Source organism: Enterococcus sp. AZ101, assembly GCF_050499005.1.
Taxonomy (GTDB): Bacteria; Bacillota; Bacilli; order Lactobacillales; family Enterococcaceae; genus Enterococcus_L; species Enterococcus_L ureilyticus.
The window spans coordinates 226,028-251,057 of record NZ_JBMHEZ010000002.1 but is presented as its reverse complement, the minus strand read 5'-3'; the positions used below and the strand labels follow the sequence as shown (position 1 = coordinate 251,057).

The 25,030-nt window shown below is 36.9% G+C and carries 28 protein-coding genes, 1 tRNA gene and 1 other annotated feature; of the genes, 4 read left to right on the top strand and 25 right to left on the bottom strand.

Annotated features, from left to right (window positions below; translation table 11 throughout):
- Positions 1 to 50 precede the first annotated feature (50 nt).
- From IGJ50_RS10505 to rplU, 6 genes are all read right to left on the bottom strand, one after another.
- Positions 51 to 527, bottom strand: a complete 477-nt coding sequence (locus IGJ50_RS10505; RefSeq protein ID WP_069639266.1) for a DUF2798 domain-containing protein — start codon at positions 525 to 527, stop codon at positions 51 to 53.
- 661 nt (positions 528 to 1,188) lie between these two features.
- Positions 1,189 to 1,881, bottom strand: a complete 693-nt coding sequence (locus tag IGJ50_RS10500) for a lysozyme (protein ID WP_429950284.1) — start codon at positions 1,879 to 1,881, stop codon at positions 1,189 to 1,191.
- Positions 1,882 to 2,283: 402 nt separating this feature from the next.
- Positions 2,284 to 2,955: a CHAP domain-containing protein gene (locus tag IGJ50_RS10495; RefSeq protein ID WP_429950283.1), complete on the bottom strand. Its 672-nt coding sequence runs from the start codon at positions 2,953 to 2,955 to the stop codon at positions 2,284 to 2,286.
- Between the two features lie 324 nt (positions 2,956 to 3,279).
- On the bottom strand, positions 3,280 to 3,567 hold the full coding sequence (rpmA, locus tag IGJ50_RS10490) for a 50S ribosomal protein L27 (RefSeq protein WP_010762831.1): 288 nt from the start codon (positions 3,565 to 3,567) through the stop codon (positions 3,280 to 3,282).
- Positions 3,568 to 3,579: 12 nt separating this feature from the next.
- Positions 3,580 to 3,924, bottom strand: coding sequence for a ribosomal-processing cysteine protease Prp (locus IGJ50_RS10485; protein WP_429950281.1), 345 nt, complete (start codon positions 3,922 to 3,924; stop codon positions 3,580 to 3,582).
- A 34-nt stretch (positions 3,925 to 3,958) separates the two neighbouring features.
- Positions 3,959 to 4,267 (bottom strand): 50S ribosomal protein L21, encoded by a 309-nt coding sequence (gene rplU / locus IGJ50_RS10480; protein ID WP_010762829.1) that lies wholly within the window; start codon positions 4,265 to 4,267, stop codon positions 3,959 to 3,961.
- A 19-nt stretch (positions 4,268 to 4,286) separates the two neighbouring features.
- Positions 4,287 to 4,366: a sequence feature (ribosomal protein L21 leader region), on the bottom strand.
- Between the two features lie 171 nt (positions 4,367 to 4,537).
- On the opposite strand from rplU, the gene IGJ50_RS10475 reads away from it, so the two are divergent.
- Positions 4,538 to 4,611 (top strand) — tRNA-Arg (locus IGJ50_RS10475).
- 62 nt (positions 4,612 to 4,673) lie between these two features.
- On the opposite strand, the gene IGJ50_RS10470 is transcribed toward IGJ50_RS10475, so the two are convergent.
- From IGJ50_RS10470 to IGJ50_RS10405, 14 genes are all read right to left on the bottom strand, one after another.
- A complete protein-coding gene (locus tag IGJ50_RS10470) occupies positions 4,674 to 6,563 on the bottom strand; it encodes an ABC transporter ATP-binding protein (RefSeq protein WP_429950969.1) in 1,890 nt (629 codons plus the stop codon).
- Entirely contained in the window at positions 6,556 to 8,292 is a 1,737-nt protein-coding gene (locus tag IGJ50_RS10465; RefSeq protein WP_429950280.1) for an ABC transporter ATP-binding protein, read from the bottom strand. The genes IGJ50_RS10470 and IGJ50_RS10465 overlap by 8 nt, the downstream gene beginning before the upstream one ends.
- On the bottom strand, positions 8,289 to 8,753 hold the full coding sequence (locus tag IGJ50_RS10460) for a MarR family winged helix-turn-helix transcriptional regulator (protein WP_429950279.1): 465 nt from the start codon (positions 8,751 to 8,753) through the stop codon (positions 8,289 to 8,291). Before IGJ50_RS10460 ends, IGJ50_RS10465 begins: the two co-directional genes overlap by 4 nt.
- A gap of 273 nt (positions 8,754 to 9,026) precedes the next feature.
- Complete coding sequence (locus IGJ50_RS10455; protein WP_429950277.1) at positions 9,027 to 9,572, bottom strand: phage baseplate protein; 546 nt, start codon at positions 9,570 to 9,572, stop codon at positions 9,027 to 9,029.
- The gene (locus tag IGJ50_RS10450; protein WP_429950275.1) at positions 9,572 to 9,838 is read right to left on the bottom strand and encodes a collagen-like protein; all 267 of its coding nucleotides are present in this window, start codon (positions 9,836 to 9,838) and stop codon (positions 9,572 to 9,574) included. Before IGJ50_RS10450 ends, IGJ50_RS10455 begins: the two co-directional genes overlap by 1 nt.
- On the bottom strand, positions 9,835 to 10,065 hold the full coding sequence (locus tag IGJ50_RS10445) for a hypothetical protein (protein ID WP_207120996.1): 231 nt from the start codon (positions 10,063 to 10,065) through the stop codon (positions 9,835 to 9,837). Before IGJ50_RS10445 ends, IGJ50_RS10450 begins: the two co-directional genes overlap by 4 nt.
- The gene (locus IGJ50_RS10440) at positions 10,065 to 10,940 is read right to left on the bottom strand and encodes a phage baseplate upper protein (RefSeq protein WP_429950273.1); all 876 of its coding nucleotides are present in this window, start codon (positions 10,938 to 10,940) and stop codon (positions 10,065 to 10,067) included. The genes IGJ50_RS10445 and IGJ50_RS10440 overlap by 1 nt, the downstream gene beginning before the upstream one ends.
- Positions 10,941 to 10,966: 26 nt before the next feature.
- A complete protein-coding gene (locus IGJ50_RS10435; protein WP_429950272.1) occupies positions 10,967 to 13,735 on the bottom strand; it encodes a phage tail spike protein in 2,769 nt (922 codons plus the stop codon).
- The gene (locus tag IGJ50_RS10430) at positions 13,732 to 14,499 is read right to left on the bottom strand and encodes a distal tail protein Dit (protein ID WP_069639283.1); all 768 of its coding nucleotides are present in this window, start codon (positions 14,497 to 14,499) and stop codon (positions 13,732 to 13,734) included. The genes IGJ50_RS10435 and IGJ50_RS10430 overlap by 4 nt, the downstream gene beginning before the upstream one ends.
- A gap of 13 nt (positions 14,500 to 14,512) precedes the next feature.
- Positions 14,513 to 16,519: a phage tail protein gene (locus tag IGJ50_RS10425; RefSeq protein WP_429950270.1), complete on the bottom strand. Its 2,007-nt coding sequence runs from the start codon at positions 16,517 to 16,519 to the stop codon at positions 14,513 to 14,515.
- 15 nt (positions 16,520 to 16,534) lie between these two features.
- Positions 16,535 to 16,819, bottom strand: coding sequence for a hypothetical protein (locus IGJ50_RS10420; RefSeq protein WP_083244301.1), 285 nt, complete (start codon positions 16,817 to 16,819; stop codon positions 16,535 to 16,537).
- A 56-nt stretch (positions 16,820 to 16,875) separates the two neighbouring features.
- A complete protein-coding gene (locus IGJ50_RS10415) occupies positions 16,876 to 17,217 on the bottom strand; it encodes a tail assembly chaperone (protein WP_069639285.1) in 342 nt (113 codons plus the stop codon).
- A 71-nt stretch (positions 17,218 to 17,288) separates the two neighbouring features.
- Positions 17,289 to 17,798: a phage major tail protein, TP901-1 family gene (locus IGJ50_RS10410; RefSeq protein WP_069639286.1), complete on the bottom strand. Its 510-nt coding sequence runs from the start codon at positions 17,796 to 17,798 to the stop codon at positions 17,289 to 17,291.
- Positions 17,795 to 17,995, bottom strand: a complete 201-nt coding sequence (locus IGJ50_RS10405) for a hypothetical protein (RefSeq protein WP_242551023.1) — start codon at positions 17,993 to 17,995, stop codon at positions 17,795 to 17,797. The genes IGJ50_RS10410 and IGJ50_RS10405 overlap by 4 nt, the downstream gene beginning before the upstream one ends.
- Before the next feature lie 383 nt (positions 17,996 to 18,378).
- Between IGJ50_RS10405 and IGJ50_RS10400 the strand changes: the two genes are divergently transcribed.
- Genes IGJ50_RS10400 through IGJ50_RS10390 form a run of 3 tightly spaced genes read left to right on the top strand, consistent with a single transcriptional unit; the run spans position 18,379 to position 20,493 of the window.
- A complete protein-coding gene (locus tag IGJ50_RS10400; RefSeq protein ID WP_429950967.1) occupies positions 18,379 to 18,891 on the top strand; it encodes a GNAT family N-acetyltransferase in 513 nt (170 codons plus the stop codon).
- A 15-nt stretch (positions 18,892 to 18,906) separates the two neighbouring features.
- Positions 18,907 to 19,719, top strand: a complete 813-nt coding sequence (locus IGJ50_RS10395) for an alpha/beta fold hydrolase (RefSeq protein ID WP_069639289.1) — start codon at positions 18,907 to 18,909, stop codon at positions 19,717 to 19,719.
- A 21-nt stretch (positions 19,720 to 19,740) separates the two neighbouring features.
- Entirely contained in the window at positions 19,741 to 20,493 is a 753-nt protein-coding gene (locus tag IGJ50_RS10390; protein ID WP_069639290.1) for a MurR/RpiR family transcriptional regulator, read from the top strand.
- A gap of 24 nt (positions 20,494 to 20,517) precedes the next feature.
- Here the strand turns inward: IGJ50_RS10390 and IGJ50_RS10385 are convergent, their stop codons facing one another.
- The 5 genes from IGJ50_RS10385 to IGJ50_RS10365 form a co-directional block, all read right to left on the bottom strand.
- Entirely contained in the window at positions 20,518 to 21,837 is a 1,320-nt protein-coding gene (locus IGJ50_RS10385; RefSeq protein ID WP_069639291.1) for a 6-phospho-beta-glucosidase, read from the bottom strand.
- Positions 21,838 to 22,016: 179 nt separating this feature from the next.
- Positions 22,017 to 22,538, bottom strand: coding sequence for a GNAT family N-acetyltransferase (locus tag IGJ50_RS10380; RefSeq protein WP_069639292.1), 522 nt, complete (start codon positions 22,536 to 22,538; stop codon positions 22,017 to 22,019).
- The gene (tsaE, locus tag IGJ50_RS10375) at positions 22,535 to 23,008 is read right to left on the bottom strand and encodes a tRNA (adenosine(37)-N6)-threonylcarbamoyltransferase complex ATPase subunit type 1 TsaE (protein WP_069639293.1); all 474 of its coding nucleotides are present in this window, start codon (positions 23,006 to 23,008) and stop codon (positions 22,535 to 22,537) included. The genes IGJ50_RS10380 and tsaE overlap by 4 nt, the downstream gene beginning before the upstream one ends.
- Positions 23,009 to 23,129: 121 nt before the next feature.
- Complete coding sequence (gene pta / locus IGJ50_RS10370) at positions 23,130 to 24,113, bottom strand: phosphate acetyltransferase (RefSeq protein ID WP_069639294.1); 984 nt, start codon at positions 24,111 to 24,113, stop codon at positions 23,130 to 23,132.
- Positions 24,114 to 24,266: 153 nt separating this feature from the next.
- Positions 24,267 to 24,950 carry a uracil-DNA glycosylase gene (locus IGJ50_RS10365; protein WP_069639295.1) on the bottom strand — a complete coding sequence of 228 codons (684 nt, stop codon included), beginning with the start codon at positions 24,948 to 24,950 and terminating at the stop codon, positions 24,267 to 24,269.
- Between the last annotated feature and the right edge of the window lie 80 nt (positions 24,951 to 25,030).

The window sequence follows — 25,030 nt, the reverse complement described above, 5'->3', positions numbered from 1 at the left end:
GGAAAAAACGAGAAGAACATTTGCCACAATTTCTTCTCGTTTCAACAAGCCTACTCGCTGATTTGATTCTTTTCTTTCAACCAATTGCTTTGGCGACTTTTACTTAAAATCCAGCGGCAAAGCGGACCGACAATCAATAATTGTAGCGGCAACGCCATAATTAAATTGCTAAAAAAGCCTCCAATATAATAGCCTAAGAAATTTTGTGTAAACCCAAATTGCATGACAACACCATACATTGACATAAAAAAGACCATTCCCAAAACCATACAACTAGAAACAGCAATGATCATATGAATTTTTTTTGATTTATTGATCGGTAGAGCAAAAGCAATTTTTTTAGCAGGTGTTGCAACAACTAAGACATCGAATAAAAAGGCAACGATAAAACCTGGAACAAGCCCTACCAATAGATTACTTAGTGAAAATTGTCCGTGTAGTAAAAGATTATAGGCACTCATAGAAAGCACCATTGAAAAACAGACAATCGTTGTAAAAAATATTCCTTCTTTTTTATTTTGCGGCATATAGACACTCCTCTTTGATTTTTGTAGCAGAGTTTATGCTATCATATATAAAAAAATCTCGTAAGTTAAATTTTTCTAATTTTAGAGAAAAATCCAAAAATATTTTTTAAAGAAGGAAAAAATAGAGAACGAATGAAATTTTTCAATCTATTAAAAATCAATATACTTGTTTTTTCCAGCTATTTTGGGATAAATTAAGGCTAAAATGATTGGAGAATAAAAATGATGTATGTAGGTTTTACTTTTAGCATTATTTTCAATTTTTTGGTGGTAAGTCTAAAAAAACGACTTATAGTTGGGAAAAGAAAAAAAGAACAACTGTTTTCCTACTTATACTATCGCTGATTTTAATTGTAATCTTGATGGTTTATGTCTTTATTTCAATGTTCAATGGTTCTGTTATATCTTTTTGATTATATAATCAGAATTTCCCAGATAAGTCTGAAACGTTTTTTGTATTAATATAAGAACACTTTGCTAATCAAATAAATTAACAAGGTGTTCTTATATTTAAAATTTATCACAAATCACATTTTTCTTCCTCTATCTTTTAGCTTACAACTAGAAAAATGATATTGCCTTTTTATTTCCTGAGTGTGATTTTGGAAATCTGCTCCTTTTCACCCTCAACATCCAGTATTCTTATCAATAGTTTGTACTCTTAGATTGTGTCTCGATTAATCACCGCTAATAATCGCGCATACATTGGCCCACTTGAATTCCAACTGAACTCTGGAATATCCTTACCATTATTCGCCTTATAAATATCATTCAGCACTTTCTTTTCGTCTGGATGCCCTACTAATCGCACCTTTTTCCCATCAAAATAGTAAATCTGCGCTTTATTGTCAATCTTATAAAAACAGTTCATTGTTATCTCTCCTTTTTTTGTTTGTTCTGGTTTTGATTCGCTTGACTCTAAAAATAAATTTGCTTCATCGTATCTTCTATCCACAAGTCCTTGTAAAATTTTTCCGTTAGCATACACGTATTTTTGCATCTCACTTGCAGCTAATTGCCACTGTTGGCTATTTATATAAACTAACAGTTGTGAGTTTTGTAAAATGTATGCACCTAAGTTAAAATGAAAACTTACTAAAGCATCAAATTGATTTTGATTAAGTTGTACTGTCACAAATCGAAAAATACCTGTAACATGACTTTTAACATCTTCATCTAAAAATGAATTAGCTTGATCTTCGGTTATTGTCATACCTGGAGTAACACCAGATGTATGCCCATAACCGATAGTCCAGATACCAACAGAATCTTGATATGCAGTTAACCGTAACCCTTCCCACTTAGCAATTAAATTACGTCCTTTAGACGATAATTGCATATTTTCATTAGCCAATACTTATTCACTCCTAACATAATTTAGTTGTAAGATCTTACAAAATTTATTGTAGTATATAATTGTCTATCTAGACTTTCGTTATTCTGTCATTATTCACCCAATAAAAAAGACTGAAACATAATCAATAAAGGCTATCTTATAAACGCTTCAAAAATTGTAATTGACTATTTTAGTAATCATTATTACTTTAAAATTATTGATTTTTACATCTGCTGTTTCGAGATAATTCTTACCAAAAAAATTGTATCTGTATTCTTATTATCAGTATTTTAAAACAAGGTTTCTTCTTTTGTTAATAATATCTTCTTGTACAACACTACAACTACAAGAATCTTCTTTCTATCATTCCTATTCCAAATAAAGAGAGCACTCAATGAGTGCTCTCTTTATTTTATATACTTAAATTGTTTCTCGATTAATTACCGCAAGTAATCGTGCATACATCGGTCCACTCGAATTCCAATTAAATTCTGGAATATCTCTACCATTGTTCGCTCTATAAATATCATTCAAAACTTTTTTTTCATCTGGCGCACCTACACGTCTAACCTTTTGCCCGTCAAAATAATAAATTTGTGCCTTATTGTCAACCTTGTAAAAACATTGCATAGTTACCTCTCCTTTTTTTGTTTCATTCATATTCTCTTGTTCATAATTTGGTCGAATAACTCCCCAAACACCGTGCATATTGTGTCTAATTCTCGCTGCTGGACTACCTACAGTTAGACTTGGATTGAGCCAATTTTGGTCAATCGAAACAAAAGTACCATTAGAACTTCCATCTTCAATCGCAATAGCAGTATGCCCATACGTAGCGAACTCTCCTAATCCCCAGATTAAAATATCTCCTGTCTTAATCTGGTCCGCACTTGTTACTCTTACTCTTGAAAAACTATTTGGGAGATTTTGTGAAGTTAATTCAATCGCATTTCCGTATGGATGCCAACCGAAGTAACGTTTCATAATATGAACAGTTAAATCCATACATTGCGAGCCATAAGCTCCATCTTCATCAACTGATTTCCCTACTAGACTTTCTGTATAGCTTACAACTTCTAATACCCTAACCATGTTCTACCTCCTAACACTATTTATTTCGTAAGATCTTACAACACTAGTATATTAGAACATTTCACTCTAGACCTATCAATTCTCTATCAATAATCTCCCATAGAAAAAAGCCACCACATAAATGCTGGCCATACAAATACAAAATACCAATATTAATGCTACCTTTAAGTTCAGGTAAAGACTTTCATTATACCTAATAACATTGGCAAACCAATACAATATATAACTAAAAACATACATAAACTCTAAAAATAAATAAGTAATAACAACATTAAAAAAACTGTAACCCTTCTAATACAAGGATTACAGCTACATTATTAATTATTATTGAGCTACTGGGTAAACAGACACTTGTTTTTTGTCACGGCCTTTACGTTCGAAACGTACTACACCGTCAACTTTAGCAAATAAAGTGTCGTCTCCGCCAATACCTACGTTTGCTCCTGGGTAAATTTTAGTTCCGCGTTGACGGTATAAAATTGATCCACCAGTAACAGTTTGTCCATCAGCACTTTTAGCACCTAGGCGTTTAGATTCTGAATCACGACCATTGGAAGTCGAACCTCCACCTTTTTTGTGGGCGAATAATTGTAAATTCATGTTTAATAACATCGTCTGCACCTCCTATTTTTCATTTATGGTTTTGACTTGAATAAAGTCAAGATTTTCTCGCTCGACTGCTTGTAGACCTAATAAAAGGTTTTCCAAGAGAATTTGGGCGATGTTGGTTTGTTCCTGATTGGCCTTTGAAATCACTTCAACATAAAGGTAACCACCTTCATCTTCGTTGGTTTCAACAATCGGTTCAAAGCCAGCTAGCGCATCGATCCCATTGACAGTACTGATCGTTAAAGCAGACACAGCTGCACAAACGATATCACTCCCATATGGACCTGATTCTGCATGCCCTGAGACTTCAAAAGAAACAATTTGACCTGAGTCATTTCGTTTAAAAGAACTTTTAATCATTGATAGGCCTTCTTTCCTATGCAACTTAAAAGAATTATGCGTTGATTGCGTTGATTACAACTTTTGTATATGGTTGACGGTGACCTTGTTTGCGGTGAGTGTGTTTTTTAGGTTTGTATTTGAAAGTCACGACTTTCTTTTGTTTGCCGTGTTTTTCTACAGTTCCTTCGACAGTTGCACCTGCGACAGTTGGAGCTCCTACTTTCGTAGATTCGCCACCCACTAAGATAACTTCGTCAAAAACAACTTTTTCGCCAGCTTCTACGTCTAATTTTTCAACGTAAATTGCTTGACCTACCTCAACTTTTACTTGTTTACCACCAGTTTTGATAATTGCGTACATGCTATACAGCACCTCCTTCTTCTAAACTTAGACTCGCCATCCCAAGTGACAACATAACTGTTCTACTTAAAAACTTGTTCTGTGCGGTTGTAGCTGTGGAGTCCACAATTACAACATTAATACTATATCAAATTAAGGACTGAGAGTCAATAAAAACTTAATGCTTTAGTCCTATAAATCACTTTTCAAAAAAATTAGTTGTTATTTCAAATTTATGATTGACTTTATTTTATATGTTCATTATAATAAACTCTGTTGCGTTAACATATTGCGCCAATAGCTCAGCTGGATAGAGCACTCGCCTTCTAAGCGAGCGGTCGGGAGTTCGAATCTCTCTTGGCGTATTATTTTAAACGTTTATATGAAAAACACCAACCATTTATTGGCTGGTGTTTTTTTATTGTTCTTATGATAGTTCTACTTTTCCCGTGTACAGTTGATGATAAATTCCTTTTTCTTCTAGTAAATCTTCATGACTGCCTCGTTCGATGATACGACCATGATCCATCACCATGATGGCATCCGAATTTTGGATTGTTGATAGACGATGAGCGATAACGAATACAGTTCTGCCCTTCATCAAACGATCCATCCCCGCTTGTACATGTTTTTCGGTTCTGGTATCAATACTAGAGGTTGCTTCATCTAAAATCATCACTGGTGGATTAGCAATGGCTGCTCGTGCGATTGCTAATAATTGACGCTGTCCTTGTGACAAGCCTTCTCCGTCACCTGTGATCACAGTATCGTACTTCTCAGGTAGATTATTGATAAAATCTTCTGCATTGGCAAGTTTGGCTGCATGGATCACCTCTTCATCAGATGCATTCAATTGACCATACCGAATATTTTCGCGAATCGTTCCAGTAAATAGATGGGTGTCCTGTAAAACAATTCCTAAAGATCGTCTTAAAGAACTCTTTTTGATTTTTTTTACGTTGATCCCATCATAGCGAATTTTACCTTCTTGAATATCATAAAAACGATTGATCAAATTCGTGATCGTGGTTTTACCAGCTCCGGTGGCGCCGACAAAGGCAACTTTTTGACCTGGTTCTGCGTACAGATTGATGTCTTTTAATACTCGATGTTGACTATTGTAGCCAAAGGACACATCTTCAAAACGAACATCTCCAGTTAATTCCGTATAGGTTACCGTGCCATCGTGATGCGGATGCCTCCATGCCCAAATACCAGTTCTTGTGTCGCTTTCAAAAAATTTATCTCCATCACGATTCACATTAACTAACGTCACATACCCGTCATCTACTTCTGATTTTTCATCAATCAATGTAAAAATCCGATCTGCTCCAGCTAAAGCCATAATGACAAAATTGATTTGTTGGGACACTTGACTGATCGGCATATTCAATGAACGACTCAATTGTAGAAATGAGGCAATCATCCCAATCGTCAAACCAGAAACACCATATACCGAAAAGATTCCTCCAACGACTGCCAAAAGGACATATTGAATATTTAATAAATTCATCATGATCGGCATTAGGCTATTGGCATACTTATTGGCTTGTGTAGCACTTTGACGTAGTTCTTCATTGATTTCTTTAAATTGCTTGATTGTTTGAGGCTCATGATTAAAAATTTTCACGACTTTTTGCCCATGCATGATTTCCTCGATATAACCATTCACACTACCTAAATCCCGTTGCTGTTTGCCAAAATAACCACTGCTGCGCCCAGCTATCATTCGAATGGTCACAATCATTATAGAAACAGAGACGAGCACCACTAAAGTCAATGGCACACTGATGGTAAACATTGCAATAAACACACTGATAAAACTAACCACCGCTGCAATCAGATTAGGAATACTTTGAGAAATCATCTGCCGCAAAGTATCCGTATCATTTGTAAAATGACTCATGATATCCCCATCAGAATTCGAATCAAAATAGCGAATCGGTAATGTCTCAAGATGGGTAAACATTTCATCTCGAATCGTTTTTTGTGTGCCTTCGCTGATACGTACCATAATGAGATTAAACCCTAAATTTGAAATGATCCCAACACCATAAATTAGTGCCATCGTCGTAATTGCCTTCAATAATCCAGAAAAATTAGGATTACTTTGTCCAAGTAATGGTGTGATATAGTCATCAATCACAACTTGTAAAAATAACGAGCCTCGAACATTGGCGAAGGTACTCAGCAAAATGAGAATCATTACTAATACGAGACGAAACTTATATTTTTTAACCATATATGAAAACAGTCGCTTTAGCGTTCTCAAAGGATCTTGACTTTTGCGAATCCCTTTTGTTTGTTCATCACGCATTCTCTTCACCAAATCCTTTCTCCTGAGACTCATAGACTTCTTGATATATTTGATTAGTAGCAAGTAATTCGTCATGGGTTCCGATGGCATTGATCAAGCCTTTATCCATCACAATAATACGATCAGAATCTTGAACAGAAGAAACACGTTGTCCGATGATAAAGGTTGTCGTTCCAGGAATTTCTTGTCGCATTCCTTCCCGAATCAAACGATCTGTTTTTGTATCTACGGCACTTGTCGAATCATCTAAAATCAAAATTTTTGGTTTCTTCAACAACGCACGGGCAATACATAGACGTTGTTTTTGCCCACCAGATACATTATTCCCACCTTGGGAAAGCATCGTATCATATTTATCAGGAAATTCTTCAATAAAACTATCCGCTTGTGCAATCTTACAAACTCTGATCAAGTCTTCATCTGTCGCATCTTCATTTCCCCAACGTAGGTTTTCCTTGATTGTTCCTGTAAACAATACATTGTTTTGTAAAACCATACTGACTTGATCCCGCAAAGATTTCAAATCATACTCTAGCACATCATGTCCGCCAACTTCGACCGATCCTTGCGTCACATCATATAATCTTGGGATTAACTGGACTAATGTTGATTTAGAACTCCCTGTTCCACCAACGATCCCGATCACTTCACCTGATTTGATTTCCATATTTGCATGCATCAATGCTAATTTGTCAAGATCATTCGCATAGCTAAAACAAACATCATTAAAGCGAACAGAGCCGTCTGGGATTTCATAAAGTGGATCTGCATTGTTTTTTAAATCACTTTCTTCTGATAAAACCTCAGTGATTCGCTCAGCAGAAGTCCGTGCAATCAGTACGATGACAAAAACCATTGATAACATATTTAAACTCATTAAAATCTGCATTGTATAGGTAAACATACTGACCAGTTCCCCAGTAGTCAACGTGCTCCCTACTACAAATTTTGCCCCTAACCATGAAATCAACAACATACATGTGTAGACTGCAAACTGTAAAATCGGATTATTGAAGGCAACAATGCTTTGTGCTTTCGAGAATGTTTTGTAAATATCTTTAGAAACCGTTTTGAATTTCTCATCTTCATGCTTTTCTCTTACATAAGATTTAACAACACGAATTCCTTGTAAGTTCTCTTGAACAACGTTATTTAATTTGTCATAAATACGAAAAACTTTATTAAAATTTGGGTGAGCAAAATAAATAACTGCCGCTAAACCAATCATCAAAAATGGCACGACGCCTAAATAAATCAAGGACAGATCCTTATTGATACTATAAGCCATGGCTAATGAAAAAATCATGATCAATGGACTCCGGACTAAAAGCCGAATAATCATTTGATACGCATTTTGAACGTTGGTCACATCTGTTGTCATCCGTGTGATCAGGCTAGAGGTTGAAAAACGATCAATATTTGAAAAAGAAAACCCTTGGATGCGAACAAATAATTGGTCTCGCAAATTTTTCGCAAAGCCAGCTGATGCAACTGCGGCATATCGACCGGACATCGCACCAAAAAATAACGCAATGATGGCACAAACAAATAAAATCGCGCCATACATCAAAATGGCTTTGGTATCGCCTTTTTCGATGCCGTTATCGATCATCATTGCCATAACCAATGGGATAATGATATCTAAAATTACTTCTCCAGTTACATAAAGCGGCGTAATGATACTTTCTTTTTTATAGACACCGATATTGGCGATCAGTTTTTTTATCATGTAATCCGTTCACCTTCCTTATTTATTTTTTTGCTGTTTTCTGATAATTTTTCCAATAATTTGAAAAAGATTGCTAGTTCTTCTTCTGGAATTCCCTGCATGAGCAACTCATCAAATTTATGTAGCTTCACGATATTTTCTTTGACTTTATGTTCGCCTAATCCCGTTAGAATAATCGTTTTGTAGCGGTTGTCTTCTTTACAACTGCTTCGCTCGATAAATAAGCGTTTCTCCATTGTTTGTAGAACGCCTGTTGCAGTGGAACGTCGAATGTCAAATTCTTGTTCGATGTCTTTTTGATAGACTGGGATTTGTTGACTATTACGGCGGTGAATGAAGTTTAGAATGCGCATTTGGATACTTGAAGAGGCTTCGCCGTCTTCTTCTTTTAGAATTTCTGCTGACTTTCGATTGAGTTCGTTGGCTAAAATTCTGATTTTTAGACCGATTTTTTTGTTCATTATTTTCCTCCTCGCTACATAGTTCGGTTCCTAACTATATTACGATAAGAGTTACATATCGGTCAAGTTAAATTCGAAACATCAAATGTAATTCTCAAAGCTATTGGTTAAAATACACTTATATCATTCAAATTAAAATAACATTAACTGGTATGAGTTCGGTTCACTTCCGAAATCATACCAGTTAATTAGTCTATAATTCATATACCTTTTTTTGCGAAACACTTCATTTTTTTCTTAATAACTATCACCATAAAGTATAGATTTACTATTCTAATTTATACGTTTCCATATATAAACTGTCATATATGGTTGTAAATTACTAATTGGTCTACTTGACTCGTCTCCGGCATCATATGGATCAGTTGCTATAAATTTTCCTTTTTCGACATTTCCACTTTGCCAAGGAGAATAAGAGATATTTCCACCTTTCCATGAAGTCCATTTAATTACTCTATTCGGTATATTCCATATAGCTAGCTGATGCGTTTTTTCTCCACCAATTTTTCCACTTGTAAAATCTGTATCTGCCTCGTCTACACCGATAAGTACCCTACCTTTAATTCTTTCCCAGGAACCTCCCATGATAGTACTTGGATTACTTGCATCTGTACTTTGAAAAATGCTACCAATTGGATAAAAAATATCTAGCAAATTTTTTCCATTAACCTGAATACTATTTTTAAAGTTTTTAACTCCAGTGATTTCCTCATCACCAGTCTTTTTAACAACTGTTTCATCAAAATTATCAATCGCACTTACATGAGTCTTCGGATAAAGTAAATTCCCTTTTTCTTCTAATTGTACAATATCTGCCATTAGACTGATCCCACCTTACTAAACGTTATTGTTGGTAATGTATCTAATTTTTCCTTGTCGGCTGCACTCATCAATCCACTTGCAATTTGAGTTGCCACAGCTGTTGTTGTAGCATTTGTCCCAGCTGGTCCTGTAGCTCCAGTTGCACCTTGTGGACCTGTGTCTCCTTTTTCACCTTTGATTGTTGTCATTCCTTCAACCGCACTGACATGGGTTTTAGGATAAACAACGAATCCATCACTTTTTAATTCAACGATATCCGTCATACTGTTCCCACCTTCTCTATTGTTATTCCTGTTCCCTCAACACCTAAATCTTTAGCTGTTAAGGTGATGTCGCCTGTTTTTCCATTGATCGATCTAACACCAATTCCTGCTGTTGCAATTTGATCTAAACCAAGAACTGCACTAACATGGGTTTCAGGAAAAACTTGACGTTGTACACCTGATTCCTCGGTTTCCATAACTTTTTTGATTTCTACTTCATGTGCCATTAGACTGAGCCTACCTTTCTTAGGAAGAAAGTATGTTGTTTTTCACTGTCGATTTCAGCTATCACTAAGGCTGAAGCTTCTTTTTTATGAGTAACGCTTCCTACTTTCGTCACCTTATGATTCAAGCTAAATTTATCATCTCGAATCGTTCTAAGAATTCCGGTTTCACCACTTTTTAAAGTAAAATGTGCTCGTTTTAATTCTTCGATCAAATGCAAAAGATTTCCCGCTGCATTTTCATCTAAAATTCCTTTGATCGTAGCAAACCATTGGTCAAATTCTGTTCTTTGACCTTGTGACCATTGATCATAGCGCTGCTGGTTTGTTGTGATCCACTCTTGGAATTCAGCAATAATCCGCTGTAGTTCTTCTTGTGCTACCACATACCAGTCATCATAGACCTCCTGACATGTTTTCACCCATTCAGTAAAATAACGTAAAATTTCTTCAAATGTCCAAATGTAGTTACTATCTTTGACCCCATCATCATAAATGCTTTTTTTGACTTGATACGTAAAATCACTGGTAGAAAATTGTTGGTGCCAGCTTAAGTCTTTTTGCAGTTCTCTAAAGCTAAAGTAAGCCGTATTTTCTCCAATATTTTGCATATCGTAATTGGTTAAGGTGTATTCTAATGTTCCTTTTTTTGCGTCGATGATTTTAGTGACTTTTTGTTCCGATAAACCGAGACCTGCATGATGTCCTTGTTTGACGCAGAAAAAAGGGGTTAAATTTGAAATGTCTTTTGGTTTTCCATGTTCTGTTATAGTTACAGCTAAGACTTGGCTTCCTTCGTCAAATTGACGAATCATGATCGAAGGAATATTATCGTTTGGTTGTGTTGTTGATAAAAAAATTGGATAGACGATTGACATTTACTCACTCCTTTCTAAAAAATTGTTTATTTGGGTGGGATGACAATTGAGCTGATCTCACTTGCTCCGACCCATGATCGCTCATATTTGCCGACTACTTGTCCTAATCCGATATTTTGTTCATAGGTTTGGAAGCCTCCATTGGTTAAACCACGGATGACACCTGTGTGACCATACGTGCTGTCGACAGTAAAGCCGCCAATATTGCCGCCACGTTTCCAGTTGATGATCGCCCCAACGACTAACTGTTGATAAGACGGGTTATAAATAACTTTCCAACCAACTGCGGCCCAATTATATCCACTACCAATTTCAGCCGCTGCTTCAGTATTTCCGATCACATGGCTTAAGGGATAGCCTGTATTAGCGCCTAAACCACAGCCTCCTAGAAATCCAGAATACTCTGCTGAGACAGCATAACATTGTCCATTACCTAAAGGCTGTTTGTACAATGTATCTAAATGAGCCAAGCCTGCTGCTCCAGTAGCAGCTCCAGGTTTTAAATTTCTTAATTTGTCATACCAATACTGAGCTTGCTGAGCTCTGGCTGGTTGATTTGGATATTTAGGATGCTCATAAAATGCAATAAAATATTCCGCTGCCAGTCTAACATCTGATAATTTGGTAAAGTCCCTAAATGATATAGTTGATAAGTCTGGGCGTTCATAATTGGGAAACCACTGTTGGTTGTTTTCCATTTCCCATTGAATTCGTTGGCATTGAGTATCAAGCGTTCGATAGTCTAATCCATGTTCATTACACCAATTAACCAACTTAGTTTTAGGTGTCCATTGGGTTAACCCATAGCCACCTCCACCACTTAACTCGTCAATATCGGGCATAATCCCAGATTCTGATTGAATATTCCCGAGCATTCCAGCGATAGATTGTTCCGTCCAGCCTTTATTTTTAAAGAATTGCCAAATTCCCCAAGCATTTTTTTCTTGATTTGTTGTCAGCTCTGGTGGGATGCCACCGTCTCCACCAGACCCGCCGCTGCCGTTTCCTGTAATTTCTTTTCCATTAAGAAATAGTTTACCGTTTATATTTAATTCACCTTTGAGAGCAACTTTTCCAAAAATCTCTAGCTTAGGATTATCTGCTGTGCTGTCGGGTGGAATACTAATCACATTGGCATGATTTTTAGCATCGGTTGATTGTGTCGCTATATTGATCGAATAGCCTGATTTTTGGATAATGGTATAACCATCTAATTTGCCTTCTGTAAATGCTGGAGCAATTGCTCCGAGCTCTTTTCCTGTTTTTGAATTAAGAAAGCGAATTTTACCATCAAGAATATGCACTTTAAATCCATTACTATCTGATTCAAATTGGGAGCCGTAAATATTTACGCCTTTAATATCAATGGCTCTCAAAGTACCCGTGTTAATATAATCAGCATTAAATTTCCCATCGATTGTCCAAGCAGTTTGAGGTTTATTGGTAAATTTGTCTTTAACAAAACCTATGCCGTCAGAATTCATTATCAAAAAATGTTTACTATTTTCTAGCGAATTGCCATTCATAAAAACTTGCTGATATGGTTCACGACTTTGGGATTTACCTGTTTCAATCCCATTCATCAATTTTATCGAGCCGCCTTTAGCTCCACGAATAATATCATCTTGCCATTTCGAAATTTCTTCTGAGTCATAAAAAGTCATCTTCTTCTCTTCTAAAGAATCAACATTCCCCTTTAAATCAGATGTGGCTTTTGAAATGCTTTTCGTGATGTTATCCCCTAAGCCTGCTTCGACTTTGCCAGTTAAACGATCGATCTTCACTTTAAAAATCCGTGTTTGATAATGATAATTCCGATCGTGTCGATGAATCGTTACGGTATTGCCAATTGTATCGCCGCCTAAAATCTCAGTTTTAAACTGGACAAGTGGTCGAGAATACTCCACCAGAGACTGATAGGTTTGCTGTAGTAATTTTTCTGGACTTTCTTCATCGTCAAACGTGATGACTTTTTCTCGTCTGCGCATGCCGCCATTTTTTAAGGGAATACCATATAGTTTGGTCATTTCAGGAAATTCTAACCAGTTTTGGCCCTTGGGTTTATTCAAAGGATTGCCATTGCTTTTTTTCCACTCTACATTCGTGAATTCGATCCGTTTGCCCTTGCCATCTCCCACATCTTCACCACGTCCGCGGCCAATCAAGCTTGTATATACTTGATTACGGTCTTGTTCTTTCACAATGCTTAATGCCTTGTCACCGTAAGTAAAACGTTGTTTGCTTTTTACACCGATTTCACGATAAACTTCTATCCATTTATCTGTAATCCCAATGCCATCTATCTTATATTTAAAAAGAATTTCACAGCCTTGTGTTTGAATATTTTTTAATGCATCCCGTACAGATAGGAAACTGAAATCGTCTGTTATTGCAGGTAAATTTGCGTCTAATTTGTCTACGCGCCATTCTGTTTCTACTAATAATTTTTGAATTGTACTCTTGACTGATTCATTTGTTACTTGAATATTTTTAACAACATATGAATCAAGCTCGTCAGGTGCAAAGCTAATTCCCACAAAGGATAACAAATTTTCCTCTTCACTATCTAAAATAATTCTGTATAAACTATAGGAAGATGCTTCTTCTTTCACAGCCATATAAGCTGCTTGTTTTAATTCGTCATCATATAGAGTAGATACATTTAGAGTATCATTCATCAATTCCTCTTTGTTTGCGGTAATTTCCTTTTCCTGGATGACTTCTATCAACTCATTTTCTTTCACGATTCGTAACAAGTGCTGGCGCTCATCAAAGAAATAAACACTTTTATTCATAACTGAACCTCCCTATAGGAAATAGTCATTTTACCATTGTTGCACTGAACAGTTTGACCTTCTTTAATACTAAAATTCTCAAAATCACTTTCTAAATCTAGTAAAAAGGTTTGATCTAGTTCATTGACAAAGACTTTTCCCTTTAAGAAATCAAAAACAACTTGGTCGCCCGCACTTAAATTATAGCTTGTGATTTTGATTGTTTTTGCTCCATTTGTAATCACTAAAGAACCAAACGCTGCAATAGTCACAGCAATTTTTTCTGGTGCTGTATGATAGGGTAAATAGGTCGTAATCGCTCCGTCTGTTTTTAACAGAACGGAATATTTTTTTGGATCTGTACAAAGAATTTCAAAACTTGCAATAATATTATTTGTATCTCCCCGAACATCATCTGTCGTCCTATATTGTCCATGATAATGGTAGTCCAATTCGTCTTTGAAGCGAATCTCAACATCTGACTCTTTATAAAGTAAATGCATCAATTGCCGGTATTTCTTCTGTATATCTTTCGCATCATTTCCGATCAATTGATAGCTTACTTTGATTGTTCGAGCTGGTAATTTTTGATTCAGTTTGATGCTCCCTACTTGTGTTTCTTGTGTTTCAATATCCAGTGATAGCATTTCTCTACCTGTTACAGCTAACGTACGGTAGCCGTCGATCATTTTTTCTAGATACACACCGTCATACATCATGGCTGAAGAAGGAAGGATCAAATCATCTTTATGGACTTTTTTCGTTGTGTCTTCAAAATAATACATGTTTTCCCTCCTTCTAAAATGCTAAGTTAATAGCAGAATCTTGTCCCATTGCTTCTGAAATATCTGAAACAAAGGCTTTGAATTGTTGATTGCCGAGTTTGATGTTGAATGTTGCTGGTTGTTTGGTTTGAACTTGCATTTGTTTACTGCTGGATTGGACGGACACATCTTGTACTGTTGCCAAATGCTGATCTAAACTGTCTAGGCTTGGTAGCATGATTTGTGAAGCTAGTTTGTCCATTGGTTGATCTACTACATGAGCATTTCTTTCGATCCCAATGGCAAGACCTGCTGGCAGCATTGCGCCGATTTCATCTCGCATCCAGCGAGATGGCGAATGGATTTTGAACAGACCTTTGAAGGTATCTCCAATGCTTTTTCCAATGTCCATAACGGCATCTAACGCTGCTTTAGCCATACCACTGATCCCATCAATCAGGCCTTGGATTAAGTTTGTGCCGGCTTCTTTTAAATCTGGAACCGCTTTGATCACTGTTTCAAGAAGTTTCAACACAATTTTAGCACCAGCTGCAATGATTTTCGGGATACTTTCTCCGATGCCTTTTACTAGAGCTAAAATAAGTTCAACTGCGGCAGCTAAGATTTGTGGCAAATTCGCTAACAATCCTTCGCACAGTTTTCCAACAATTTCTACTGCTGCATCTAATAGTTTCGGTAAATTTTCAGATAGGGTTCTAACTAAGGTCGTAATAGCTTGCAATGCCACTGGAACTAATGCAGGTAAAACAGAGGCTACCCCTTCAGCTAGCTTGGTTAAAATTTCGATCCCTTTGTCAATGATCAACGGTAAATTATTCGTGATATTTGCAGTGAAGGCCTCAATTATATTGGTTACTGTATCAATGATTTGGTCCTTATTCGCCAGTATTCCGTCAACTAACGCAATCAATAAATCTAAACCTGTCATCAACAACTGTGGTGCTGCTGATAGTAAACTTGTGGCTAAAGATTCGATCAACATTAAAGCTGCTGGAATCAAGGTTGGTAAGCTTTCAATCACACCTTGAACGAGTGCGTTAATCAGATCGACTGCACTTTGCATGATTACAGGAAGATTGACAGCGATCGCTTCTGCAAGACCTGCAATCAATTGTGTTCCTGAAGCCATTAAATCGGGTAATTTGGAAATGATTCCACTGATAAAACCTTGGATCACTTCGGGGCCTTTTTCAATTGCGGTAGTAATCATTCCTCCCAGCTGATCTCCGAATTGGCTGTTCACTAATCCTAGACCGACAAGAGCAACACCCAAAATCGCTGCTGGCCCCAGTGCTTGTAAAGCAACCCCGAAAACAGATGTTAATCCTTGAATCATTGTCGTCATAGCGGTTGTCCCTACTCCGGCAGATTTTTGGATTCCTTGACCGATGCCGCCAAAGGCTTTTGTGACTAAGGGAACTTCTCCAGCAATTTTTTTAGAACCTAATGAAATCGATTCAAAAAAACCTACTACATTCAATGCACCTGAACCCATTTTATCCATTGCTTTTCCTACGCCTACTTCTAAAGACAGCATGCCATATGCCATCTGTGGCGCTAAGCTTGTCACTGTTTTGGCTAGATTTTGTGTAAAGCCAGTTACTTTAGAATCTAATGAGATAAACGGGTCTAACATTTTTGTAGGTAATTCTTTAAAGGGTGATTGCATCTTACTAAAACTAGTTGAAACAATCCCACTTAGTCCCTGTGATTTTTTACCTAGTGCATTGAACGCCTCTGCAGCTTTTCCTAGTTGACTTGTTGCCTGTGAACCAAAGCTTGTAAACATTGATTCAACAGAGGGTAAACCAAATTTCTCTAAAGCACTATCTAATTCTTCTAGGGAGCCTTTTATTTCATTAAAAGTATCCTTTGCTGTGCCCGGGTTTGAAACAGAAGAAAATAATTGATTGATTTGTGTTTCTAATTGAGCAGTGCTTTCAGTTATTTGAGTTAATGCTCCGTTTAAGCCTCCATCTACAGCAGATAAGATGGCCTTTACATTAATTTTATAGTCCATTTTTCCCCTCCTTTCCTATGAATTAAAATTCGCGATCCAATTTTGAAGTTTTTCTTTATCTGGAGACGTTCTTTGTTGTCTGCCTAGTAGTTTCTTTTCTGCTTTGCGATAATCGAAAAATTTATCAAAGGTCCTAAAAATTGGTTTGCCTTTTCGCGTTTGTCCAGCCATCACTGTAGCCCATGCTTGCATATGGATCTCATATTGCCGATCCAGTTGCTTCAATTGATATGCTCTCATTCGCAACTCATAATCAGGAATCGTCAAGCGGTCGATTTCAGTAAAATCTTCGATTTTCAAAAAACGTAAACAGTTTAAACGAACCTGCTCATAGACTTCATCAAATTCGATCGATTTTACGCTTGTGTTTCTTCCAACATCTTGCTGGTCATCATCCCGGTATATTCCGACTTTTTTAGCTCATCGATCACTTCTTCAAACAGATTCTTCGTACCGTTTTGTTCAACGTACTCTTCTAAACATTTGACTGTCATTCGCGGTTTCTCGGTCATATTTGCAATCAACAATACTTCAAAAAGAGTATCTACATCTGATAAAAGCAAATTTGAAACGATGGCGCCAACGCCTAATTTCAACTGCATTCCACCACGTTCTACTGAATAACGCTTATTGATTTCTTTTAAAAATCCGTACCCAAATTTACAGCTGACTATTTTTTCGTTCATTGTAAGTTCCATATTTATTCCTCCTGATTTCCAAAGAGGTTAGTCAGACTAACCTCTTAAAATGTGTACTTGCGTATCAATCATTACGGCGTTGTTTCCACTTTAACAGTGTCTTTGAATTCATAGTCGCCACCTTCAGAAGTATCAAGCTCCAATGCTGCAAAACCATTCTTACCTGCGCCTTCGATTGCCCATTCCAAAGAGTATTCCACTTTATTTTCAGCTGAATCTGTTTCTTCAAACGAAGTAAAATAGCCTTCAAAATATTTCGCTTTGAATTTCCCTTCGTTGTTGCCAGTGCCAATCTCCTTGGTGTTGATACGCCAAATTTGAACACGTTTATTTTCATCCATTGCTGTTTCTAATTTATCGATTTGTGTTGAACCGATTTTATATAGTGTTGTTGCCGTTACGGTTGTTTCGGTTGCTCCTGGTGTCACTACGCTACCATCTTTCGTAACAGTTGATTCACTTTCTTTTGATTTTGAATAGCCATTTTCTGTGCTGTATGCTAAGCCCCAGGCACGTTCATTTCCTTCGTCTTCGGCTAAACGAAAACGCCAAACTACATCTACTCCGCTTAATGCTGTCATCTGTTTATTTCCTCCTTAGTGTGTTGTTGCTGCTTCAATTTTTTTAATTGAGATGCAAGCTGATTTTTTCGTCGTTGTTCTGCTTTCACCCTTTTTTGCAGCTTTCCGATCACTTTCAATTGTTTTTTGATTGCCTGATTCTGCTGCTCAAAAGTAAAATATTGATTTTCTGACACAAAACGATCATTTGATTTCAACTTGACATCTCCTCTCATTTAAAGTCACGGGCGACTTAAGTATCAAATCGTTACAGCCGTTCGTACTTGATGAACCTAGTATACAAAGATATAACGATGCGAAACTCCCAGGGTTCTGTTAAAATCATCCCAAGATTCTGTTACTTTCCTTTCACAGTTTGGCTTTTTACAACGTGTTTTTTACAGACTTAACCTATTACTATGGTAAAATAGAGAAACGTTCTTTCTGATAGATAGCTGAAGCATTTGTATGAATGATATGTGAAAAAGTGCCTTAAAAAAACAGAACTTTAATGATCAAAACGAAGCATCAACGGAGCACATGGTCCTTTGTCTATCTTGAGTGAACGTCTAAATTAAAGGAGAAAAGCGATGGTAAAAAAATAAGCGAAAATGAACAACTCTATTTAAGAGAATTCACACCCGCTGATTTTGATGATTTATGTTTGATTTTACAAGATAAAGAAACGATGTACACCTATGAATCAGCATTTTCAGAAGAAAAAGTCAACGCATGGCTGAACTGGAATTTAACAAGCTATCAAGAAAACGGCTTTGGTCTGTGGGCGATCATCGATCAAAAAAAGCAACACTTTATTGGTCAATGTGGGATTGTCTATTCTGATGTTGAAGCTGAATCATTATTAGAAATTGGCTACTTAGTCAATAAACGCTATTGGAATCAGGGATATGCAACGTCTGCTAGCCAATTGTGTATAAGCTATGCGAAAAATGAATTAAAAGCGGAAAAAATCTGTTCCATCATTCGAGATACGAACCTTTCTTCTCGCATGGTTGCTGAGAAAAATGGTATGACCATCGTCAAAGAATTTGATAAAGACTATTCTGGTCTGCCCGTTCGTCATTTTGTATATAGTATTGATTTAACTAATTAATCATGGAGGGATCACATGCCTTATCTAAGTGTTTCTGGCGCAACTATTTATTTTGACTCTAAAGGATCAGGACCACATCTGTTGCTGATTCATGCTGGAATTGCGGATTCACGAATGTGGGATTATGAATTTCATTCATTATCTCAGCAGTTTCAAGTCACTCGATTTGATTTACCTGGCTTTGGTCAGAGTTCATTTACAGGAGGCGCTTTTTCTTATACAATGATCATTAATGAACTCCTAGATCATTTGAAAATTAAGCAAACGTACATTTTTGCCGCTTCATTTGGTGGAAGAATAGCCTTAGATTTTGTCACTGAAAATCCTGAACGGTGTTTGTGTTTGGCTTTAGAGTCTTCCGCCATTGACGAATGGAATTTTTCAGAAGCCTTGCAGCAATATGATGAAAAGGAAGAGCAGTTATTGACAGCGAAGTCCTTTGATCAAGTAGCAGAGCTTAATTATCGAACGTGGATTCTAAGAGATCGTCGACCTGAAGCAATTGCTCCTCAAATAAAAGAGCGTATTCGTGAAATGCAAATGACGGCTCTTACTAAACCGGAACCAGCTCGACCAATCAAAGAAATGTCACCAACTCAACCCTTGTCTGCTCGATTAGATCAGCTCAAGTTACCAGTATTGATTATGATTGGCGATTTGGATGTTGCTGATTTTCAAGATATTTCTACCTTTTTATATCAAAAAATCAGTCATGCTAAAAAAGTAGGGATTCCCAATGTCGCTCATTTAGCAAATTTAGAAGCGCCAGAATTGGTTGCATCACTTGTGATCGACTTTTTTCTAAGCGAAGCAGTTCCTAATCATTGATCAAAGAAAGTAGGGAATATCTTGTTATTTTTAGATCATAGTCCTGACCTTAGCCCCATCGATTTAGAAATCTATAAATATGTTGCAGCTCATATTGACGAAGTGGTGTATATGCGGATTCGTGAGCTCGCCCAAGAAACCCATAGTAGTACTGCTAGTATTTTGCGTTTTTGCCGAAAATTTGGTTGTGAAGGATTCTCTGAATTTAAAATCAAATTGAACTTATATCGCAAATCTTTGGCAGAACCTGTGACAACCCATGCTGTAGATGAAACCTCTTTTACTCATTTTATCCAACGGTCTACTGAGGCTTTTTTTCAAGAACGAATTCAAGCCGCGGCTAAATTGTTGTCTGAAAAAGATCTTGTTTTATTTATTGGAACAGGCTCTTCAAATATCATTGCTGAATATGGTGCCTTGTATTTTTCTTCTATTTTCAGTATGGCGTTTCATATTGAAGATCCGATCAACCATCCTGTGAATTTTTTCAATAAAAGTATGGCGAAAAATGTGTGTGTGATTGCTCTTTCAGTTAGTGGTGAAAATGAAGCCATCATTAATTATTTGAATCATTTTATTACAAATGATAGTACGATCATTTCGATCACGAATAGTGAAAAATCTCCGATTGCTGCGCTTTCCGATGTAAATATTCCTTATTATATTTCTACGGAAAGAATTGGGGATAGTGATATTACGTCTCAGGTGCCAGCTCTTTATACGGTGGAGTATCTAGCAAAGGAAGTCCAAAAACAAAAACAAGACAACTCATAAAAACGAGTTGCCTTGTTTTTTCTCTTATTTAAAGAAAGCTGGTAAATAGTGTTTATGTGCTTCTAACAATTCATCCATCACTTCTTTAGCGACATTTCCACTTGTGATTAAGGGATTCATCGTAAAGGCTTGTAATAATGTCCCGTAATCACCTGTAACAGCCGCTTCGATCGTTAATTCTTCCATTGATTTCATTACTTGTAGTAACCCACGTTCTTGGGGTTTAAAGCTGCCAAAGTTATAAGGAACGGGGCCTTTTCCAGTAATTGTACACGTTACTTCTACGGCACTTTCAGCAGGTAAGTCTGTGATCGTACCGTTGTTTCTAGTGCTGACAGTCATTGTTGTACGTTTGTCATTGTGGATCGAGTTGATGATTTCACACGCTGCATCACTGTAGCGTGCGCCACCACGTTCTGCTAATTGTTTTGGTTTGTAGTCTAAATTAGGATCTTTGTATAATTCAAACAATTCATGCTCGATTTCTTTGACCTTTTCAGCACGTGTGCCATTGTTTTTGAAGTCTTCTAATTCTTCAGCTAACATTTTATCTGTATAATAATAATAATTGTGGTACGGACATGGAACCATGTGTAGGTTCTCAACTTGTTCCCAAATCAAGTTATTGTCTTTGATATTGGCTACGATTGATTTAGCATCCTCTTGACCATACATTACTTTAATTAATTCATCTGTACGATCTTTTCCGTTTTTATCTGTAATTGTATGCCAATGTAAATGATTGATTCCAGCAAATTGGAAGAATAAATCATGGTTATTTTCACCTAATAATTCGGCTTCTTCAAAGACTGCATTGACTGGAATATTACATAAACCGACAACTTTATCCCAATTTCCGTAACGTAAAACCGCTTCTGTCACCATACCGGCTGGGTTCGTAAAGTTGATCAACCAAGCATTTGGGCAAAGCTCTTTCATATCTTCTACGATATCTAAAATCACTGGAACAGTTCTCAACGCTTTGAAAATACCGCCAGCACCATTTGTTTCTTGACCGATCAAGCCGTGGCTTAATGGAATGCGTTCGTCTAAAATACGTGCATCTAAAAGCCCTACGCGTAATTGAGTTGTAACGAAATCAGCATCTTTCAGTGCTTCACGACGATCTAATGTCAAGTGAACTTCACAGTTAATACCAGCGGCTTTGACCATCCGTTTTGCCATTGCTCCAACGATTTCTAGTTTTTCTTTTCCTGCTTCAATATCAACTAGCCATAACTCACGTACAGGTAATTCATCGTAACGTTTAATAAATCCTTCCACTAATTCTGGTGTATAACTTGATCCTCCACCGATCGTAACGATTTTAATTCCTTTTGACATCTCGTTCAGCTCCTTAAGCGTTTTATCTGATTCTAGTATAGCCTTTTGCTGATTGAGAATATATAGGAAAGAAGAAAGTGGTTACAGAACAAAAGAAGAAGTCACTTGTAACATTGATGTATCAAGACGTTACAAAAAAAGGATTGAACACTATTTTCATGTCCAATACTTTACCTCTCTCAATCAATCATTAAACTCATCAAATGCACATCTAATAATTCGCCCTCATCCGTTTTTGCACCACGAGCCATGATCGCTTCTGTTTGAAAGCCAATTTTTTCATAAACATGGACTGCACGTTGATTGCGATGTTGAACAGTCAATTCTAGCCGGCGGATAACCTTACTTTCTTTTGCCCATTCGATCAGCTCTTCCATCATCAAGCTACCTAACCCAAACCCCCAATAATCCTTTAAAATACTGATACCGATTTCCCCAATATGTTCCATTCGCTTTTTCGATGATGCTTTAACAGAAGCTGTACCAATGACCTTCCCATCCGCTAAAGCAAGCATTAACACGTTATTCACAGATTCATATAGGTTTGCTAAGTTCTCACTCATCTCAGCTGATGTCATGCCCATTCCTTTTTCATCCATTACAAGAAAAGGAGTCTCACTGCCGATGATTTTTAATGCCTGTAAAATCTCTGTGGCATCATCTGGAATGGCTTCTCGAATCGTAAACTCAACTTCTGTCATACATGGTCCTCCATTTTTTTGTGAATGCGTTCTAAAAATCGTTCTGCTTGCGTGCCAATTGCTTGAAAGGAAACGATTCTTTTTTCCATATCTTCAGAATCTTTCGTTATCGTGATGTCTAAATAATCTGTCGGTAAAAATTCTCCTAATAGTTTACCCCATTCGACAACAGATAAGCCATCACCTTCAAAATATTCATCTAAGCCAAGATCATCTGCACCATGTTCAATACGATAAACATCCATATGATACAGTGGCAAGCGCCCTTGCTGATATTCACGAATGATTGTATAAGTAGGACTTTTGATCATTTGATCGATACCTAAGCCTACTGCGATTCCTTTGGTCATGGTTGTTTTTCCTGCACCTAAATCTCCGGAAAGTATGATCGTATCTCCTGGGGCAGCGACCGAACCGATAATTTTCGCAATTCCTTCTGTTTCTTTTGGATTGTTGAGCATAATATCCATTTTTTCACCTACTTATTTCAACAATTGATATTTCTATGTAGTGTAGTATACCGAATTTTCACAAAAAAAACTAGAGAACTGAGACAAAACGCTGAGCGTCTAGTTTCAGTTCTCTAATAGCTTACTCATTCATTAATGTTTGTGCAGCAGTGATAATTGATAATTTGTAGATATCTTCTTCATTTGCACCACGAGATAAATCAGAAACTGGTTTGTTTAATCCTTGTAAAATTGGACCAATCGCTTCAAAGTTACCTAAGCGTTGCGCAATCTTGTAGCCAATATTTCCTGATTGTAACTCTGGGAAAACAAAGACTGTTGCTTGTCCCGCTACAGATGAATTTGGTGCTTTTAATTGTGCAACAGACGCAACATATGACGCATCAAATTGTAATTCACCATCGATCTCAAGTTCTGGGGCTAAGCTTTTCGCAATTTTAGTTGCTTCAACTACTTTATCAACTTCTGGTGCTTTTGCTGAACCTTTAGTAGAAAAACTCATCATTGCTACTTTTGGTTCGATATCGAATAATTCAGCAGTTTTTGCACTATCAACAGCGATCTCAGCTAATTCTTGGGCTGTTGGATTTACATTAATCGCGCAATCAGCAAAAATATATTTCTCTTGATCACGGCCACGAACCATGATCATTGCACCACTTGTACGGCTAACGCCTGGTTTTGTTTTGATGATTTGTAGGGCTGGACGAACAGTGTCTCCAGTTGAGTGGATTGCACCACTGACCATACCATCAGCAAATCCCATGTAAGTTAGCATTGTTCCAAAATAGTTGACGTCTTTTAAAATCTTACGTGCGTCTTCTTCTGTAACTTTTCCATTACGACGTTCAACAAACGCTGTAACCATTTCTTCCCATCCATCATAATTATCTGGATCGATAATCGTAAAGTTAGATGTTTTGATTCCACGAGCATGTGCTGCTTCCACAATCGCTTCTTGTTTACCGATCAAAATTGGTTCCATTAATTCTTCTGCTTTCAAACGAGCTGCAGCTCCTAAAATACGAGGATCTGTTGCTTCTGGGAAAACAATTTTGATGTTACGGCGAATGACTTTAAATTTTAAGCTATCGAATAATTCCACGATATACCCTCCAACTGATTATTTATACAAACTAATCATACACCATTCTCCAAGAAAATAACAGTTATTTATAGCTGTATTAGTGTAAAAAATGCTGATTCTGATATTATTTTCACAAACTAGCTCTACTGCACTATAACAGATTGTTCTGTTTTAAGACACTGTATCAGGCAACTGCCAATTGATTGGTGTCTCCCCTAATTGCTCCAAAGCCTGATTTGCTTTTGAAAATGGTCTTGAACCGAAGAAGCCGCGATGGGCTGCCAAAGGGCTTGGATGGGGTGATTTGATAATAATATGTTTATTGGTATCGATCATTTTAATTTTTTCTTGTGCTGGTTTGCCCCATAGAATAAATACGATCGGTTTATCACGTTCATTCAACTTTTTGATGATGGCATCTGTTAAATTTTCCCAGCCTTGTCCTCGATGAGAATAAGCTTGACCATTACGAACAGTTAAAACTGTGTTCAATAAAAGGACACCTTGTTTCGCCCAACTCTCTAAAAAGCCATGTGAGACTGGCGAATACCCTAAATCCGCTTGTAGTTCTTTATAAATGTTCATTAAAGAAGGTGGTATCCTCACACCAGGCTGTACAGAAAAACTTAAACCATGTGCTTGATTTGGTCCATGATACGGATCCTGACCTAATATTACTACTTTTACCTCTTCATAAGGTGTTAATTCCAGTGCGGAATAAATGTGGTACATATCTGGATAAATGGTTTGCTGGTTATACTCTTGTTTCAGGAAATCACGTAAATTCAAATAATATTCTTTTGTAAATTCTTCTTCTAAAACCTCTTGCCAACTATTATGGATAATAGCTTTCATATGTTGTCCTCCTTGTATTGGTTTTATTTACTCATTAAAACTACTATTCTGACAGATTTCTTTTACACATTAAGCATATC